At 56.6% G+C, this 17,120-nt stretch carries 15 protein-coding genes; 6 read left to right on the plus strand and 9 right to left on the minus strand.

Features of this window, described 5'->3' with window-relative positions:
• Positions 1–32: 32 nt before the first annotated feature.
• Positions 33–1,259: a polysaccharide deacetylase family protein gene (locus G497_RS19110; protein ID WP_051257938.1), complete on the plus strand. Its 1,227-nt coding sequence runs from the start codon at positions 33–35 to the stop codon at positions 1,257–1,259.
• 81 nt (positions 1,260–1,340) lie between these two features.
• Here the strand turns inward: G497_RS19110 and mnmE are convergent, their stop codons facing one another.
• The 6 genes from mnmE to rpmH form a co-directional block, all read right to left on the minus strand.
• Entirely contained in the window at positions 1,341–2,738 is a 1,398-nt protein-coding gene (gene mnmE, locus G497_RS0107350) for a tRNA uridine-5-carboxymethylaminomethyl(34) synthesis GTPase MnmE (RefSeq protein WP_034637120.1), read from the minus strand.
• Positions 2,739–3,037: 299 nt separating this feature from the next.
• Positions 3,038–4,198, minus strand: a complete 1,161-nt coding sequence (gene jag / locus G497_RS0107355) for an RNA-binding cell elongation regulator Jag/EloR (RefSeq protein ID WP_027187665.1) — start codon at positions 4,196–4,198, stop codon at positions 3,038–3,040.
• Positions 4,199–4,306: 108 nt separating this feature from the next.
• Positions 4,307–5,995, minus strand: coding sequence for a membrane protein insertase YidC (gene yidC / locus G497_RS0107360; protein WP_027187666.1), 1,689 nt, complete (start codon positions 5,993–5,995; stop codon positions 4,307–4,309).
• Positions 5,996–6,003: 8 nt separating this feature from the next.
• On the minus strand, positions 6,004–6,255 hold the full coding sequence (gene yidD, locus G497_RS19815; protein ID WP_084516095.1) for a membrane protein insertion efficiency factor YidD: 252 nt from the start codon (positions 6,253–6,255) through the stop codon (positions 6,004–6,006).
• A gap of 1 nt (position 6,256) precedes the next feature.
• A complete protein-coding gene (gene rnpA, locus G497_RS0107365; RefSeq protein ID WP_027187667.1) occupies positions 6,257–6,637 on the minus strand; it encodes a ribonuclease P protein component in 381 nt (126 codons plus the stop codon).
• Entirely contained in the window at positions 6,625–6,762 is a 138-nt protein-coding gene (gene rpmH, locus G497_RS0107370; RefSeq protein WP_027187668.1) for a 50S ribosomal protein L34, read from the minus strand. The genes rnpA and rpmH overlap by 13 nt, the downstream gene beginning before the upstream one ends.
• A 672-nt stretch (positions 6,763–7,434) precedes the next feature.
• On the opposite strand from rpmH, the gene uppS reads away from it, so the two are divergent.
• The 5 genes from uppS (at position 7,435) to tsaB (ending at position 12,870) form a co-directional block, all read left to right on the plus strand.
• Positions 7,435–8,175 (plus strand): polyprenyl diphosphate synthase, encoded by a 741-nt coding sequence (gene uppS, locus G497_RS0107375; RefSeq protein ID WP_034637122.1) that lies wholly within the window; start codon positions 7,435–7,437, stop codon positions 8,173–8,175.
• 66 nt (positions 8,176–8,241) lie between these two features.
• Entirely contained in the window at positions 8,242–9,105 is an 864-nt protein-coding gene (locus G497_RS17225) for a phosphatidate cytidylyltransferase (RefSeq protein WP_051257939.1), read from the plus strand.
• A 222-nt stretch (positions 9,106–9,327) separates the two neighbouring features.
• A complete protein-coding gene (dxr, locus tag G497_RS17230; protein ID WP_034637124.1) occupies positions 9,328–10,548 on the plus strand; it encodes a 1-deoxy-D-xylulose-5-phosphate reductoisomerase in 1,221 nt (406 codons plus the stop codon).
• 336 nt (positions 10,549–10,884) lie between these two features.
• On the plus strand, positions 10,885–11,961 hold the full coding sequence (gene rseP / locus G497_RS0107395; protein ID WP_027187670.1) for an RIP metalloprotease RseP: 1,077 nt from the start codon (positions 10,885–10,887) through the stop codon (positions 11,959–11,961).
• A 3-nt stretch (positions 11,962–11,964) separates the two neighbouring features.
• Positions 11,965–12,870 (plus strand): tRNA (adenosine(37)-N6)-threonylcarbamoyltransferase complex dimerization subunit type 1 TsaB, encoded by a 906-nt coding sequence (tsaB, locus tag G497_RS17235; protein WP_051257940.1) that lies wholly within the window; start codon positions 11,965–11,967, stop codon positions 12,868–12,870.
• 74 nt (positions 12,871–12,944) lie between these two features.
• Here the strand turns inward: tsaB and G497_RS0107405 are convergent, their stop codons facing one another.
• From G497_RS0107405 to G497_RS0107415, 3 genes are all read right to left on the minus strand, one after another.
• Positions 12,945–14,246, minus strand: a complete 1,302-nt coding sequence (locus tag G497_RS0107405; protein ID WP_169726983.1) for a M20/M25/M40 family metallo-hydrolase — start codon at positions 14,244–14,246, stop codon at positions 12,945–12,947.
• A gap of 522 nt (positions 14,247–14,768) precedes the next feature.
• On the minus strand, positions 14,769–15,818 hold the full coding sequence (gene rlmN / locus G497_RS0107410; RefSeq protein WP_027187672.1) for a dual-specificity RNA methyltransferase RlmN: 1,050 nt from the start codon (positions 15,816–15,818) through the stop codon (positions 14,769–14,771).
• Positions 15,815–17,113, minus strand: coding sequence for a phenylacetate--CoA ligase family protein (locus G497_RS0107415; RefSeq protein ID WP_027187673.1), 1,299 nt, complete (start codon positions 17,111–17,113; stop codon positions 15,815–15,817). The genes rlmN and G497_RS0107415 overlap by 4 nt, the downstream gene beginning before the upstream one ends.
• Positions 17,114–17,120 lie beyond the last annotated feature (7 nt).

The raw sequence follows: 17,120 nt of genomic DNA on the forward strand, positions 1-17,120 counted from the left end.
GCAAGGCGTTGCCCACCACCAAATGGCATTCCATGGCACTGAAAAGAACAAAAGAACAGCCTCGCAGCTCCCGCAGCAAAAAAATTCGCCGCCCCAAATTGCACTTACGCTGGGGCAGAATACTTATGGCTTTTTCCCTTATTTCCCTTTGCAGCGCAGGTGTATGGCTTATTGCCCTGCGTGAACCAGCCGCCCCGGAGGCAAGCCCTCCTGCCGCTTCTGCCGTGCAAACAGCCAACCCACAGCCCGGGGGCAACAAAACCCTGCCTGGCGATATTTTTGTAGACAAAGCCCCCCCTTCAGCCCCGGCAGACCCTCTTTTAGCCAAAGCCGTGCAAGAGCGTGACGCCGCCCTGAACGCTGCCCGCGCTGGCAACGCCACCCAGGGAAACCAGCCCACGAACCAAGGCGCAAGCCAGCCCCCTGCGGCAAAGCAGGCCCAGCCCACAGCCAGCAACCTGTATGCGGGTAAAGACTTGCGCATAGTAACGGCTGAACTTGCCACCCACAAATTCATTGGCAATTCCCCTGAAACATGGGGTGAACACATTGCCGGCACCACAAACATGCTCAGCCATGTGTGGGAAAGCCGCCAGCACCCGGCCGCAGGCAACTATACCCTTACCCCGCAAAAAACAGCCGGACCAGTGCCCCAAAGCAAAGGCACCGTGGCCCTTACCCTGGACGCATGCGGTGGGCCAAAAGGGTCTGGCTACGATGAAGAACTTATTGATTTTCTCCGTGAGCAGCACATTCCTGCCACCCTGTTCCTGACCTCTTCCTGGATTCATAAAAACCCGCTGGTGGCCCGGCAACTGGCAGCAGACCCCCTGTTTGAAGTGGCTGCCCACGGAACAGCCCACAAGCCTGCTTCCATCAATGGTCGATCTGTTTACGGAATCAAAGGCACTGCAAACCTTGCGGCCCTGGTAAAAGAAGTGGAAGGCAATGCCCGCGACATTGAGGCAGTTACCGGTAAGCGCCCCCGCTGGTACCGTTCCGGCACGGCGTATTATGACGACATTGCCGCTGCTGTTATCCGGCAATTGGGCATTGGCATTGCAGGCTACAGCATTGCAGGCGATGAAGGGGCCACCCTCAATGCCAGCCAGGTGGAAGCCAAGGTACTTGGCGCACAAGATGGCGACATTCTACTGCTGCATATGAACAGACCGCAAAGCGGCACCCGTGAAGGGCTTATGCAAGCCCTGCCCAAACTGCGGGAAAAAGGCATGGGCTTTACCCGGCTATCCCAATAAATTCTTGTGGCTAGACCCTGTAAATCTCAATCCATTATTCACAATACCAAAGGGGGCCACACACAGTGCGGCCCCCTTTGCTTATTTTCCTATGCAAAACGAAGAAAATATCCTGTCCAGTAACTCATCTTGCGAAGCATTGCCCGTTACATCGTCCAGGGCATGAATTACGCCGTCCAGATGCACGCTCAATATGTCCGGCGGCAACCCCGTGGGCAGGTCGCGCTGGAACGCCAGCAAACCTTCCCTGGCTTCACGTAGCAGGGCAGATTGGCGCAAGTTAGGGGCAATGTCCCCTTCTGCCAGTTCCCCCGGCCCAGCGCCCCCCCTGCAACGGGCTGCCAGGGCAATGCCCTGGGCCAAAGCGTCCAGGCCTTGGCCTGTTTTGGCGGAAACACCAAACACCGGGCACCCCTGCCACAGAATGGGGTCTGGCAAGGTGTGGGCCAATTCCTGTTTATTCAGCACCACCAATAGGCTCCCTGCTTTCGCTTGCTGGGCATATTGCTGCACAAACCCCTTTTCTTCCGTAAAGTCATGCTTGCTGGCATCTGCCACCAGCACAATAACATCTGCCTGTTCCGCCAAAGAGCGGGAAAGGGCAATGCCCTCCATTTCTACTACATCTTCCCCGGCGCGCAAGCCTGCGGTGTCCAGCAAACGCACAGGCAGACCACCCAAATTAATGGACTCCTCAATATAGTCGCGGGTAGTACCGGGCATGGCGGAAACAATGGCCCTGTGCCTGCCAAGCAGGCTGTTAAACAGGCTCGATTTCCCTGCGTTCACGCACCCGGCCAGCACCACGCTGGCCCCTTCCCGCCACAGCCTTGCCCGCTCATAAGCCAGCAGCAAGCCCTGCATGGCCTCCAAAGCGTCAGCCACCGTGCGCTGGAACATGGCCGGGTCCAGGAGTTCTGCTTCATCATCCGGAAAGTCCACAGCAAGCGTCAACTGAATGCGCAAAGCATCCAGCCCGGCCCGAATGGCAGCAATCTTATCCCCAAACACGCCGGAAAGCTTCGCTGCGGCAAGGCGGGCTCCTTCTGCCGTGGGGGCGCCAATCATTTCAGCCACCGCTTCAGCCTGGGTCAGGTTCATGCGGCCATTCAAAAATGCCCGTCTCGTAAATTCACCCGCTGTGGCAAGGCGCACGCCCTGGCCGCAAGCCGCTTCCAGCACTGCCATGGCAACCCCCGGCCCACCGTGGCAATGCAGTTCCGCCACATCTTCCCCAGTGGCAGAATGCGGCCCAGGCATATACACGGCAAGACCTTCATCCAGCACATGCCCGCTGGCATCCAGCAAATGCCCATAATGCATATACCGCGGCTTGGGCTCAAAACCCGCCACAGGCGAGCGGAACAACGCAAGCAACACCTGCCGCGCCCGTGGCCCGCTTACCCGAATTATGGCTATGCCCCCATGCCCGGCCGGGGTGGCTATGGCCGCTATGGTTTCATCACTCTGTGCCAGCATGGCATGCTCCTGGAGTAGAATAGTAGTAATAGTAATAGAGTTTTTGCTTGGGGGACGCTGTCCCCCAGCCCCCTGCAAGGGACGTGACGCCCCTTGACCCCCATATTCGCGCTTGCCTTCTCGCAAAGCGGGAAAGCAAGCGCTGATAGGGGTTCCAAGGGCATCATGCCCTTGGCGGAGGGGTTTGGGGAGGCAGAGCCTCACCAATAAATATATAGTAATAGAAAAAACAACGCGGCAAGCCCTCTTGTGCAAAGGCTTGCCGCAACGTAATTCTCTGGCTGGTAAGCAACCAGGGGCTATTCTTCGCCTTCCACGTCAAACTGTTCGTCGGCTTCGTCGAAGCCTTCATCTGCCTGGGCGGTGGCATCGGGCTTGGCACCGCGCCGGGCTTGAATCACCACTCGGCGGTGCGGGCCTTCGCCTTTGCTGTGGGTTTGCAGGTCGGTGTCGCCTTCCAGGGCAAGGTGAATAATGCGTCGCTGGTAGGCGCTCAAGGGGCGTGTTACCTGCACTCGGCGTGTTTTTTTGGCTTTATCCCCAAGGAAAAGTGCCATTTCACGCAGGCGTTCGTCCTGGCGCTCCCGGTAGTTCCCCACATCAATTTGCAGGCGCACGGCACCGCCAAGCTGCTTGGCCACCAGGCGGGAGGCAAGGTACTGGATGGAAGCCAGGGTCTGGCCTTCACGGCCCACAAGAATACCTACCGATTCGCCACAATCCAGCATAAGGCGCAAGCGTTCGTCCTGCACTTCTGCCTCGCAGGGCACCTCACCTACTATGGGCTGCACCAGTTGCAGCACAACATTGCAGGCAACCGTGCATGCTTTTTGGGCCATTTCCCCTTCAAGAACCACAAAATTGCTTTCGCGCTCTCCTTCCTCGAACCCTTCAGGCCGTGCAGAACCTTGCACGCGCGGGGTAAAATCGGCCGGTTCTTGCCTGCGGGGGCGGGGGGCATGGCGTTGCTCTGGCTGCCCATTTTGCCCACGTGGCCCACGCCCTGGGCGTTCCTTACTTTGGGCATATGGCCTACCCTGACCCTGTGCCTGGGGCTGGGCAGCGGGCTGATCAGGGGCAGCGGCAACAGGGGGCGTGTACCGCTCTGGCTCCGCCGGGGCAGGGGCAGGCTCATGGGGCTGCTGGCGGGGGTGTTCCCCGCGGGAAGATGGGGCAGGGCCTTTTATGGGGCGCTGCGGGGCAGCGGGTTTGCGGCCCCCGGCATCTCTTGCGGGGGTGGCAGGAGCGGCTGTTTCTTCCAGCGATTCCATCAGGGCAGGGGTATTTACCCGGCAGGCACGTACAGTGGCCTTTTTGGCACCCACCAGCCCGAAAATTCCAGTTTTTGCATCATTAACAATGTCAATTTCCAGTTTGTCACGGCCAACACCATAATAGGAGCAGGCTTCCGAAATGGCCTCATCAAGGTTTTTCCCTTGAAATTCTTTAAAGTTTGTCATGCGTTCCTCATATACGAAAGCGGCGCAGGTGCGCCGCTTGTAGGGACAAGAAGGCACATGGGGTACGGAACACGTTCCGCACCCCTGCATGCTTGCCCCTGTGGCAGACTATTTGGGTTGGGCCGTAGTTTTACGGCGCTGGGTCCACTGCTGGAAGATAGAGATAACGTTGTTCACCAGCCAGTACACCACCAGGCCGGAAGGGAACCCAAGGAACAGCACTGTGAAAATAAGCGGCATAAACAGCATTATTTTCTGCTGGGTGGGGTCGCCTGCCGGGGGGGCCATTTTTTGCTGCAAGAACATGGTGGCACCCATAATAAGCGGAGTTATCATGTACGGATCGGGTGCGGAAAGGTCGTTCAACCAGGGCAGGTTGGTGAACGGCAGATATTCAATGAACACGGCGTGGCGCAGTTCTATGGAGTTGAGCAGCGCCTGATACAAGCCGAAGAACACAGGAATTTGGATCACAATGGGCAAACACCCGCCAGCAGGGTTTACCTTATGGCTGCGGTAAAGCTGCATGATCTCTTTGTTCATGGCTTCTTTGTCGTCTGCGTAGCGTTCCCGAATTTTTACAATTTCAGGCTGTAAACGCTTCATTTCTTCCATAGACTTGTAGCTTTTCTGGGAAAGCGGCCAAAAGAGAAGCTTGATGAGCACAGTCATGAGGATAATGGCAACACCATAGTTGCCCACATACCCATACAGGAATTGCAACAAGGCCACCAGGGGCTTGGCAATAATGGTGAACATGCCGTAGTGCAGTGTTTTGCCAAGGTCGTTGGGGGCAGCAGCCAAAGCACTGGTAGATTTGGGACCAAGGTAATAGTCGGCTTCCAGAATTTGGGTCTGGCCAGGGGCCACTGTCAATTCGGGGTTGCCAAGGCTTACCTGGAACACGCCATTGCCGTGGCGGCTGAACAGGGAAGTTTCCTTGGAAGGCTTCATGCTTACGGCAGCTACAAAGTAGTTGTTCATAACGGCGCCCCAGGCAACCAGGCCCTGCACCTTTTTGCCTTCATCCAGGGTGGAAAGGGAACCTTCTTCGTGGAAAGAACCGTCTTGGAACCAGGCTACGCGGGTAGTGTTATACTGGCTTTCACCGGGTTTGGGCTTTTCCCCGCCAAACACGGCATGCTTTGCCGTGGCAATAAAGGAAGGTGGAGAATCTTCCGTAAGGGCGGCAGCAGCCATGGTGAAAGCGGGGCGCAGTTCACGGCTGGCGTCAGACTGCACTTCTGTTTTTTCCGCAATCACATAGGTGTCGCCGGAAAAGGTAAATTCGCGGGTTACGCGCATGCCGTCCACAAGCCCCACAAAGCGCAGGGTGCCTGTTTTACCCGGCTCAAGCTGCACGTCGCCACCGTCAAAAGACCACTGGCCCTGGGTGGCGGTGTTATACCCTGCCAGCATAAGCGCCATGGGGGTTTTATCTGCTGCGCCGCCGTTCACAAGGGTCACTGTTTCCGGGGCATACAGATTGCGCTGGTAACCCTTAATGGAGAATTTGCGCAGCACGCCGCCCTGGCTGTGGAACACCGCAGTGTACAAGGGCGTATCCACCCGCACTTCCTGCCCTTGGGTGGGCACAAATTCCGGGGCTACTTTCTGGGGTGCAGCAAAGCTGCCTTCAGGCTGGGCACCGGCTGTGGCGTTGGCCGCAGGGACGGTTTGGGTAACAGCAACAGGCGGGGCAGGAGTTATCCAGCCCATTTTCAGGGCAAGCCAGTTCCAGCCGAGAAAGATGGCTACCGAAAGGGCAATGGCCAGGAAAAGTCGTTTGTTTTCCATAGAAAGTCTCAGTCATCCTTCGCGTGAAGGGGCTTGGCATGAGGGGGAACAGGATCATAGCCACCAGGGGTAAACGGGTGACAACGCAATATACGCCATAAAGCAAGAGCCCCGCCTTTAAGAATACCGTGGCGCTGAATGGCCAGAATGGCATAAGCGGAGCAAGAAGGATAAAACCGGCACCGCGCCGGCATAAGCGGTGAGATGCAGAGCTGATAAAATCGGATGGGCGCAACGGCTATTGTGCGCAACACAGGCATGTTACACCTCGCCGTGTTTTTCTGATTGCCTGCCAAGTGCCTGAAACAAAGGCAGCATTTGCTGCTCTAGATGGACAAGCTTCAGGGTTTCCGGGGCAATGCCCCGCTTGGGCACCACAACAAAGTCGTGCCCAGGGGTAATAACCCGCTGGTGCAGGCGAAAGCATTCCCGAACAAGCCGCTTGACGCGGTTACGGCGCACTGCCGTACCAATTTTTTTGGTAACCGCCACCCCAAGCCGCCAGGGCGCGCCGGCTTCTTCGCGCCTTTTGACGAATACAATAAATTGATTAGTGAATCGTTTTTTGCCGTGGTCATAGCACTGCACAAAATCCGACCGCACAAGAAGCCGGTGAGAAGGGGGGAATGTTAGGCCGCTAATCTCTTCCGTCCTTTGGCACGTCTGCGGGCCAAAATAAGGCGACCTGAGGGGGTTGCCATGCGGGCACGGAAACCGTGTACACGCTTGCGGCGGGTATTGCTGGGCTGGTAAGTACGTTTACTCATCTTTGTTCTCCTTATCAAGAATCTGAACGGCATTGTTTAGCGTGTCTGCCCCCCCGCGTCAAGGCTTTTCCGCACCAGCCCATGTGTTTGCCACACAAACCCGCACGCCTGCCCCCCCCACCTGCAACCAAATGCCGGGTTTGTGCAATCATTCTTGACCGTACCCCACTGAACGGATACACTTCCCAAGCATTTCCAGGGACCACAGATGAATTGGCAATAACCAGCTCCATGCCCTGACACGCGCACAATTGCCTACTTGAAAAATCACTTAACCCACTCTTTTCACAGAAATAGTGAACTTTCTGTATGGGTGGATGATGTTTTTTTACTGCGTAAAAAGTCAAGGGCAGCATGTAATCGGTTTTTTACCCAGTGTCCGGTTCTCTCTTGAGTTTCTGGCAAATATTTCGTCAACAATGAGAGTCAAACAGAGGTAATTGTACAAGCAAACAACACGCTCCCCGCAGCCATTTTGCTCGCACAATTGCCCCAATGCTTCCCCATTTTTTAAGCCGCACAGCATTGCCACCCAAACTAACACGCTGTTGCCCGTGTTTATGTTTTTTCCATCTGTGCGCAAAGCGGCACCACACGTTGAAACGTTTGTTAATGCCCCCATGCGGTCAGGCAACGCACGTTTCCCACAAACCTGCTGTTCGGAAAACCACCATGCCACACATCACGACCCTGCCTCTTATTGCCCCGGAACTGCTGCCCCAACACCTTGCGGTTATTATGGACGGCAATGGCCGCTGGGCCACCCAAAAAGGGCTGCCCCGCACGGAAGGGCACAAGGCCGGGGTGGCAAGTGCCCGTTTGGTGGTGGAAGAATGCCAGCGCCTTGGCATTGGCTTCCTCACATTATATACCTTTTCCCAAGAAAACTGGAAGCGCCCGAAATCGGAAGTGGCTTTTCTGTTTGATCTTTTGGTGGACTTTATTACGCGTGAGCTGCCAGTTCTGGAAAAACGCGGGGTTCGCCTTGCCGTGCTGGGCCATTTTGCCGAGCTGCCCTTTACCACCCGCAAGGTGCTGCAACACGCCATGGAACGTACCGCCCATGGTACTGCCATGACCCTGAACCTGGCCCTGAACTATTCGGGCCGGCAGGAAATTGTAGATGCCTGCACCGCCTACCATGCGGCCCACGGCAGCATGAAAGGCCTTACTCCGGAAACACTGGCCAATTACCTGTATACCGCAGGCCAGCCAGACCCGGACATGGTGCTGCGTACCAGCGGCGAACTGCGCCTGAGCAATTTTTTACCGTATCAAAGTGCCTACAGTGAACTGTATTTTACGGAAACCCTGTGGCCGGACTTTACCCCGGCGCACCTGCACGAAGCCTTGGGTGCCTTTGCCCACCGCCAGCGCCGTTTTGGGGGGCTGGCGGAGCAAGGGAAACACTAATTACGTGTTTCCCGACGGCTTTTTACCCAGTAATAAGCCCATAACCCACCAATAAGGATGTATTTTATGATAACTCTTCCCCCTTCACGCCAGCGCCTTATCACCGGTTTTGCCCTGGCGGGCATTCTGCTTGTGGCTGTACTCCTTGGTGGATGGTTTTTGCATGTGCTGGTGCTTGGTGCGGTGCTTTTAGGCCTGTGGGAATTTTACTGTCTTTTCTGGCCGGGCAATAGCCAACTGGTGCAAAAATGCTTGGGGTTTATTCTGGCCGGGGGGTTTGTGCTCAGCACGTCCCTTACCCCTGAATGGCCCATTTTGTTCGTGTCCCTTGCCCTGTGCGCCAGTGCCCTTATGTTTCTTGCCCGGTTCGGTTCCCACCACCCGGAAACGCGCATAACCGACTACACCGTACTGCCTTTTGGTCTTTTGTACATTGCGTTGCCCCTTTCCCTTGCCCTGCACATGCACCCGGCAGAACAGATTTTTGTGGTGCTGGTGAGCACCGCCACAGACTGTGGTGGCTATTACGCAGGCATGCTGTTTGGCCGCCATAAAATGTGGCCCAGCGTGAGCCCCAAAAAAACGTGGCAAGGCGCTGCCGGGGGCATGGTCGCCAGCATTGCCGTGTGCCTGGTGGCCGGGCACCTTGCTTCGCGCAATGCATCCCTGGGCCTGCCTGTTATGTCGTTCTGGCTGTGGCTGACCATGGGTATTTTACTTAACGCCGCAGCCCAACTGGGCGATTTTTTTGAATCTGCCCTCAAGCGTTCCTTGAATGTAAAAGACAGCGGCACCATTTTGCCGGGGCACGGCGGGGTGCTGGACCGCATAGACAGCCTGCTGTTTTTGCTGCCCCTGTATTTTGTCTTCCGGGCCCTGTATACTGCGGTGGCCCTGCTTAGTGCCCCGCTTCCCACACCGGGTGCTTAGGCACCACCTACACGAGTGTCTTTTTGCCCCTGCTTACGTCAATTATCGCCTGCTTTTTCAGTCGAATACCGTAAGAGTATGCTCCTTCAAAGCAGGCGCAACTTCCTTGGCAAAGAACAAAAATCCATCTCGTGTAGGTACTGCCTAGGGAAACGCTAATTACCCCCGCGTCCCCATAATATCCTTTACTCACTGTTTCCCTAGCCACTACTGCAAGGCCTTATGAGCAACTACATTACGTCCCTTCCAACTGCTGCATGGCAAAATACGTGGCCCCGTCAGGTGGCAGTGCTGGGCAGCACAGGTTCCATTGGCTGCTCTGCCCTGACTTTTTTGCGCCTGCACCCCCAGCGTTTTCAGGTGGCAGCCCTGGCCGGGGCACGCAACATAGCTTTACTGGCTGCCCAGGCCGCAGAATTTCGGCCCCCGGTGCTGGCAGTGCTGGAAGAAGCGGCAGCACCCGCCTTGCGGGCCTTGCTGCCCGCAGGGTATAGCCCGGAGATTTTAGTGGGCCAGAAAGGGTATGAAACGGTTGCCGCCCTGGAAAACGCCCAGGTGGTTCTTTCCGCCCAGGTGGGTGCCGCTGGCCTGCGGGGCACATGGGCTGCCGTACAGGCAGGAAAGGTGGTGGCCCTTGCCAATAAAGAATCTCTTGTGCTGGCGGGCGGGCTTATGCGGGCCGCCGCAGCCCGCACCAAGGCCGTTATGCTGCCTGTGGATTCCGAACACAACGCCCTGTTCCAGTGTCTGTGCGGGCAAGCCCCGGAAAGTGTGCGCGGCCTTATTCTTACCGCTTCCGGCGGGCCATTCCGGGAATTTACCCCGGCGGCTCTGGCAAAAGTCACCCCTGCCCAGGCCTTGAAACACCCAAACTGGAGCATGGGGGCCAAAATCAGCATTGATTCCGCCACACTCATGAACAAGGGGCTGGAGCTGATTGAGGCGCATCATCTTTTTGGCGTTGCCCTGGAACATATCGACGTAGTTGTACATGCTGAATCCATTGTGCATTCCCTGGTGGAATTTCACGACGGCTCCCAACTTGCCCAACTCGGCACGCCTGATATGCGCACAGCCATAGCCTATGCCCTGGCCTATCCCTTACGCCTTGACACCGGGGTACCAAGGCTTACTTTACCCCAGTGCGGCAGCCTGCACTTTACCCCCCCAAGGGAAGAAGCCTTCCCCTGCCTTAGCCTTGCCCGCCAGGCTCTTTTAGACGGAGCAGAAGCCTGCGTGGCCCTGAATGCCGCCAATGAAGTGGCGGTGGAAGCGTTTTTACAAGAGCGTCTTTCCTTCCCCGGCATTGCTGCCGTAGTGGCCAAAACCCTGGACGCCCTGCCCCGGCTTGCCCCGCAAGGCGGCGTGCACAGCATAGACGATGTGCTCGCCCTTGACGCCCTGTGCCGCACCGCGGCCACCAAAGCAGTGGCCACGGCATAGCGCCAGAGCTGCCCTGGATATGGTTTTTCTTTACTTTTCTTGGGGGACGCTGTCCCCTAGCCCCCTGCAAGGGGAATGATTCCCCTTGACCCCCATTAGCGTTGAGCATTTCGCAAAGTGGAAGGCTGAACGCTAATGAGGGGTTCCAAGAGGACAATTGTGCAGGAAGCACAATTGGGAACCGCCCGCAGGGCGGGAGCCGAAGGTCGAGGCCCAGGACGGGCCGAGTCAATCATGCCCTTGGCGGAAGGGTTTGGGGAGGCAGAACCTCCCCAAATAAAAAACAACAATATTCATTTATAACTTCGTGGTATTCTCCACACAAACGAGCAACGCATGTTTGATTCTTTTTTCCAATCGATTCTCGTTGTTGCCGTGTTTGGCGGCCTGATTTTTTTTCATGAGCTGGGTCACTTTCTGGGGGCCCGGCTGTTTTCCATTGGGGTAAAAACCTTTTCCCTTGGCTTTGGGCCTGTGCTTGTGGCCCGCACCTTTGGCAAAACCCGCTGCCAAATTGCAGCCATCCCTTTGGGCGGCTATGTTGCCCTGGTGGGTGAAACCCCGGATGCCGACATTCCCGAGCCCTTTACCCAAGAAGAAAGCTTTGCCTTGCGCCCTGCCTGGCAGCGTTTTGTGGTTATTGTGGCAGGCCCTGTGTTCAACCTGGCCCTGGCCTGGTTTTTATGCTGGGGGCTGCTGTTTGCCACAGGCAAAGTTGAACTGCCCCCGGTGGTGGGTTCTGTACGGGCGGAAGCCCCGGCGGCCTTGGCAGGCCTTGCCCCTGGCGACCGCATTGTGAAAATAAACGAAACCACCATTACCCGGTGGGAGCAAATTCCCCAGTTCATGCAACTGAACCAGAGCGCCCCCATTGCCGTAACCTTTGAACGCGCGGACCTTGGCACCAGCACTGTGCAGGTTGCCCCGGCCCAAATGGAACAAACCCTTCCTTCCGGCGAGAAAATTACCTCCTGGGTGCTGGGCATTACCTCCGGCAAACCCATACACACCCCCCTTGGGTTTATGGAAGCGGGCGCTGCCGGCATTGAAAAGGCCGGGCACATGCTGCGCCTTACCTGGGACGGCCTGAAAGGGCTTATTACCCGCTCCATTCCGGCAAGTTCCATGGGTGGCCCCATTGGCATTGCCCAAATCATTTACAAACAGGCGGAACACGGCGCAACAGATGTTATTTTGCTGGCAGCCCTCATCAGCGTCAACCTTGGCATGCTTAACCTGCTGCCCATTCCTGTGCTGGACGGCGGGCACCTGATGTTTCTTTCCTTTGAAATGATTACGGGCAAAGCCGTGCCCCTGCTGGTACAACACAAGGCCACCATGGTCGGCCTTGCCCTGCTGCTGGGCCTTATGCTGTTTGCCACCTTCAACGATCTCTTGCGCATATTCAGCTAGCCCATGCATACTGCACAAGAACCCACCCACACCCTGGTGCTTAACGCGGCCGAAGGCATTATCCAGTTTTTGCTGGCCCGGCAGGAAGCGCCAGAACAAGGCAGCGCCCAGCACCTTACCCCCCGGTGTTTTCAGGGGTGGCACGCCCAGGGCCAGGGGGCCGAACTGCTGTGCCCTGCCCTGGAAAACGCACTGGCCCTGCTGCGTGTTCCTGTGCCTTCAGTACAGCGCATTGCCTGCGTGCAGGGGCCCGGCAGTTTCACGGGCATTCGCCTTGCCCTTGGCACAGCGGCTGGCCTTGCCCGGGCAACCGGGGCAACCCTGGCTGGCCTTGATTACACCGTTCTTCTGGCGCAGGCAGCCCTGCGCCGCCTGAGTGTGGGCAGCACCGTGCCCACTTCCCTGCTGGTGGCCACCCATGCCCGGCGGGGCCTTGTGCATGCCCGGTTATTTCAGGTGGCAGGCAACACAACCACGCCCTGCGGCCCGGTGCAGGCCCTTTCTTTAGAAGCTGCCGCCAACGCAGCAAAAGCAGCCACTGCAAGTGCAATGGCCGCCACAACGACGCAAGCCTCAACCACTAGCCCCACCGGGCACACCCTTCCACAGTATATGGCGGTGCTTGGCAGTGGCCTGACGCGCAACAAATTATTTTGGGAAGAAGTATGCGCCGCCACCCCCGGGGTGTGCCTGCTGCCCCCCTGGTTTGACCACCCGGAAGAAGCCGACTTGCTACACGCGGCCCAAGAGGCCAGCTATGGCCGACAAGATATTGACCCTGTGTATGTGCGCCCGAGCGACGCAGAAGAAAACCTGGAAGGCATTGCCCAAAAACTGGGACTGAACCCGGCGGAGGCACGCACCAGCCTGGAATTGCTCACGACGGAATCTACCAGAATACCCAAGTAGAAAATAGCACATAATACATAAGAAACTTTTGGGGAAGGCCCTGCCCAAAAATAATAAATTCATCACTGTCTACCTCAGGGCTTTGGCCCCGGCACCCTGGGGGGCAACTGCGGCCCAAACAGCATACGGGCAAGCACCTTGGCCTGTTCCAGGTGTGCGCTCACAGTCATATATTCATCACTCTGGTTACGCAGGTTGTGCAACATGCCCCACACGGCTACGGGGTAGCCCTTGGCCCGAATGGCGGTGGCCAGGCTAGCGCCATCAATACCTGTTACGGTAGGCCACAAGCCACATTGCTGCATCACCGCCCGTTGCAGGGCAACCACTACCGGGGTCTTTTCCGAGGTGGGCGGGGCAGGAGCTGTGGCAACCATCTGTTCCACCGCAACATGCACACCGTGCTTTGCTTCTATGGTAGTGGCAAGGGCCAGCACCGCATTTTTGGGGGCATCCTTGGGGTAGGCCGGGTCAATGCGCACATCCACATAAAAGCTGAATATGCCTGGAATATGGTTGCCATCTACCGTATTGTCTTCCACTCTTGTGGGGGCAAATAACGCCGTGCCATGAAACATGGGGCTGGTATCGGGAAAACGTTCCTGCAAGCCGGGCAGCCCCTGGGCCAGTTCCATGCCAGCGGCAAGGGCATTGGTTGCCATTTCCGGGTAACCTGCATACCCCTGCTTGCCTATTACGGTAATTTTCAGCCACTGGTTTACTTTTTCTGCCACCTCAATAACGCTGCCATCTGGCTTACCGTAGTGCAACAATAAAAACATATCTTTTTCATGAAATAAATCAGCCCTATCTTCTAAAATTCGTTCAATTCCTACGGAAAAATCAACCAATGCACCAGGAACCAGCACCAAGCCAAAGCCCATGGGCGGCTCTATGGTATGGCGGTGCATGGCATCCAACAGCAACAGGCCCGTAACAATTGCCTGGTTGTTATCTTCCACCCCCCGGCCATACAGCGTGTCGTTGCACACGCGCAGGGTAAATGGTGGGCTTGCCCAAAATAAATCTGGCCCGGCCGGGGGCACATCCAGTCGGGCAAAAAGCCACAGCATAGGCTTTTTTTCATGGGTTCGCTTGTGGGGGTATTGCACTACAAGAGTAGGGCGTACATTGCTTTCCACCCGTTTATCCAGATAATCCATCTCTTCCAGAGATAAGATACCCCGTTCACGCAACCAGTTTGCTATCCAACGGGATTTTTTAGCTTCCCCCTGGCCCCCGTGCTCGGGGTTAAGGGCAGCAAAGGCCACCAGTTCCCGCTGCAAGCCAATAACCTGGCCTTGCTGCCGGGAAAGGTCCTCCAGCAGAACGCCCAACATTTCCGGCACGCTGGTGGATTGGTCTGCAAGCTGCAAGGGCGCCGCTAGCCCTTTGTGCCCCAAGGGCAACAACAGACAACACAGAAGCACCGCCGCACAAAAAATATGCCAACACCCTGATACTTTTTTCTTTGATGTGCGCATCATAATGGTACTGGTCTCCGGGTTCTGGTGGGTAACTCGCTTTTGGCCCGTTGTATAAGCGGTAACTCTTGCTTGAGTTCTTAACGTGGAGATGCGGCATGCTTTGTGTTTTGTTTTGGGCGCGGCACGTTGGTAAAACTAGCCTTTTTCGCGCATGCTATGTTGGCGGCAGTCGCGAGCGTAGCGAGCCGTTGGGGGAATGCTGAGAATTTCGTTTGGCTAGGCGCGAAGTTTTTTTAAAGGGGGGTCTTTACCCCTACCCAAAAACCTTCCCTAAAGCCGACGGCAGTCGCGAGCGTAGCGAGCCGTGGAGCGAGGGCGGAGGGTGCGGGCAGCTTTGCTGACCCGCACATAGTAACGACGCCCGAGCGGAGAAAGGACGCCAAACGGAATAAATCAGCATTCCACCCAGCATTACCCCCGAGACTTGGCCGCCAACTGCCCACACGCCGCATCAATATCCTGCCCCTTACTTTTGCGAATAATCACCGTGATGTGCCGCTCCACCAGAAAATCCACAAAGGCCTGCACAGTGTGCGGGGCCGGGGCCTGGTATTCTGCCCCGTCAGCCGGGTTATACACAATAATATTGAGCTTGCTTTTCACATTGGAAAGCAGACGGGCCAGTTCTTTGGCATGTTGCAACGTATCGTTCACCCCGCCAAGGAGCAGGTATTCAAACGTCACCCGTTCCCGCGTTTTCAGGGGGTAGGTTTTCAGCACCCGCATCATGTCTTCCAGGGGCCAGCGGGCGGCTTTGGGCATTATGCGGGCACGCAGTTCCTGGTTGGGCGCATGCAGGGAAACCGCCAAAAAGGCCAGCCCGGAATCCCCCAGGGTTTGCAGCCCTTCGGCAATGCCGCAGGTGGAAACGGTAATGCGCCGGGGGGAAAACCCGAGCCCCTGGTCATTGTTCAATGTTTCCAGGCTGCGCAGCATGTGCTTCAAATTGAGCAACGGTTCCCCCATGCCCATAAACACAAGGTTGCGCAGCAGCGGGTCGTGCAGGTCGTCCTTCACTTCTTCCCTGGCAATAAGCACCTGCCCCAGAATTTCCGACATGGTCATGTTACGCTGAAAGCCCAAAGCCCCTGTGCTGCAAAAAGTACAGCCCATGGCACACCCCACCTGGCATGAAAGGCACTGGGTCAGGCGCAGCCTGCCCTCACGCGAGTGGGAAGGAATAAGCACGGTTTCCACAAGGGCACCATCGTGCAATTGCAATAATAGCTTGCGGGTGCCGTCTTTGCTTTCCTGGCGTTCCACCACTTCAGGCCACACAATGTGGGCCGCTTCCGCAAGGCGGGTACGGGTGGTTTTGGAAATATTGGTCATTTCTTCAATGCTGCGGGCGCGCTTGCGCCACAGCCACTGCCATATCTGGCTGGTACGGTAGGCATTTTCGCCAAGGCCGCTAACAAATTCGGCAAGCTCGGCATAAGTCAGGTCAAGCAAATTTATCATGAGTTTTGGCGCCTGTCTTCCACGCGCTTGGCCTTGCCTTCGGTCACAGGAAGGGAGTTCATTTGTACCAGGTCTATTTTGGGGGTTACCAGAATTTCATCACGCAGGCGGTGGGCAATGGCTTTTTGCAGACCCACCAGCGCGCGCATGTCTTCCACAAAATAATCGGGCCTAATTTCCACTTGCACCCGAAGCTGCTCCATGTTGTCTACATGCTCAAGAATAATCAGGTAGTTATCCCCCACTTCCGGGAAGGCCATAAGGGCCTGCTCAATTTGCATGGGGTAAATGTTGCACCCCTTCACAATGAACAGGTCGTCGGAACGCCCACTAATGCGGTCAATGCGGCGGTGCTTTCTGCCGCACAGGCATTCCCCCGGCAAGAAGCGTGTAATGTCCCGCGTGCGGTAGCGAATAATGGGCATACCCCGGCGGGTAAGAGTGGTCATTACCAGTTCGCCAAACTCCCCTTCCGGCACGGGTGCCCCTGTTTCCGGGTCCACAATTTCAGCAATAAAGGCATCTTCCCACACGTGCAGGCCATTTTGAGCAAGGCATTCAAAAGCCACGCCCGGCCCGTTCATTTCGGAAAGGCCGTACGAGTTATAGGCCTTCACACCCAAAAGATATTCAATGCGTTGGCGTATTTCTTCGGAATGCGGTTCTGCCCCAATAAGGGCAATGCGCGGGGGCAAGGAACGCGGGTCAACCCCTTCATCAATAAGCATATTGCCAAGGTACAGGGCATAGGAAGGCAGAATGTGCACGGCAGTCACACTCAGGTCGCGTATAAGCTTGAGCTGGCGGCGGGTATTGCCTGCCCCGGCAGGAATGGTGAGGCAGCCAAGGCGTTCTGCCCCGTAGTGAATGCCAAGCCCCCCAGTGAACAGGCCGTACCCGGACATATTTTGAAACACATCGCTTTTGCGTATGCCCACCATGTGCATGCACCGGGCCATAAGGTCTGCCCAGGCGTTAATGTCGTCCTGGGTGTGGCACACAATAACAGGGGAACCTGTGGTACCACTGGAAGCGTGCAGGCGCACCAGTTCTGACTGGGGCACGGCCACAAACCCTGTGGGGTACGCCCCGCGCAGGTCGTCTTTAGTGGTAAACGGAAGTTTCTGTACATCTTCCGGCCCGGCAATAGTCCCTGGGGTAATGCCCAGGCGGCCCAGGCGTTCCTTATAAAATGGGGAACGCAAGGCCTGCTCAATGGTCATGCGCAAGCGCGTTGTTTGGGCTGCGGCAATGGCATCCTGGCTCCAGGCTTCTTCCGGCGCAAAGCAATCCATGGCGTTC

Origin of the sequence: Desulfovibrio cuneatus DSM 11391 (assembly GCF_000430005.1) — a bacterium.
Taxonomy (GTDB): domain Bacteria; phylum Desulfobacterota; class Desulfovibrionia; order Desulfovibrionales; family Desulfovibrionaceae; genus Frigididesulfovibrio; species Frigididesulfovibrio cuneatus.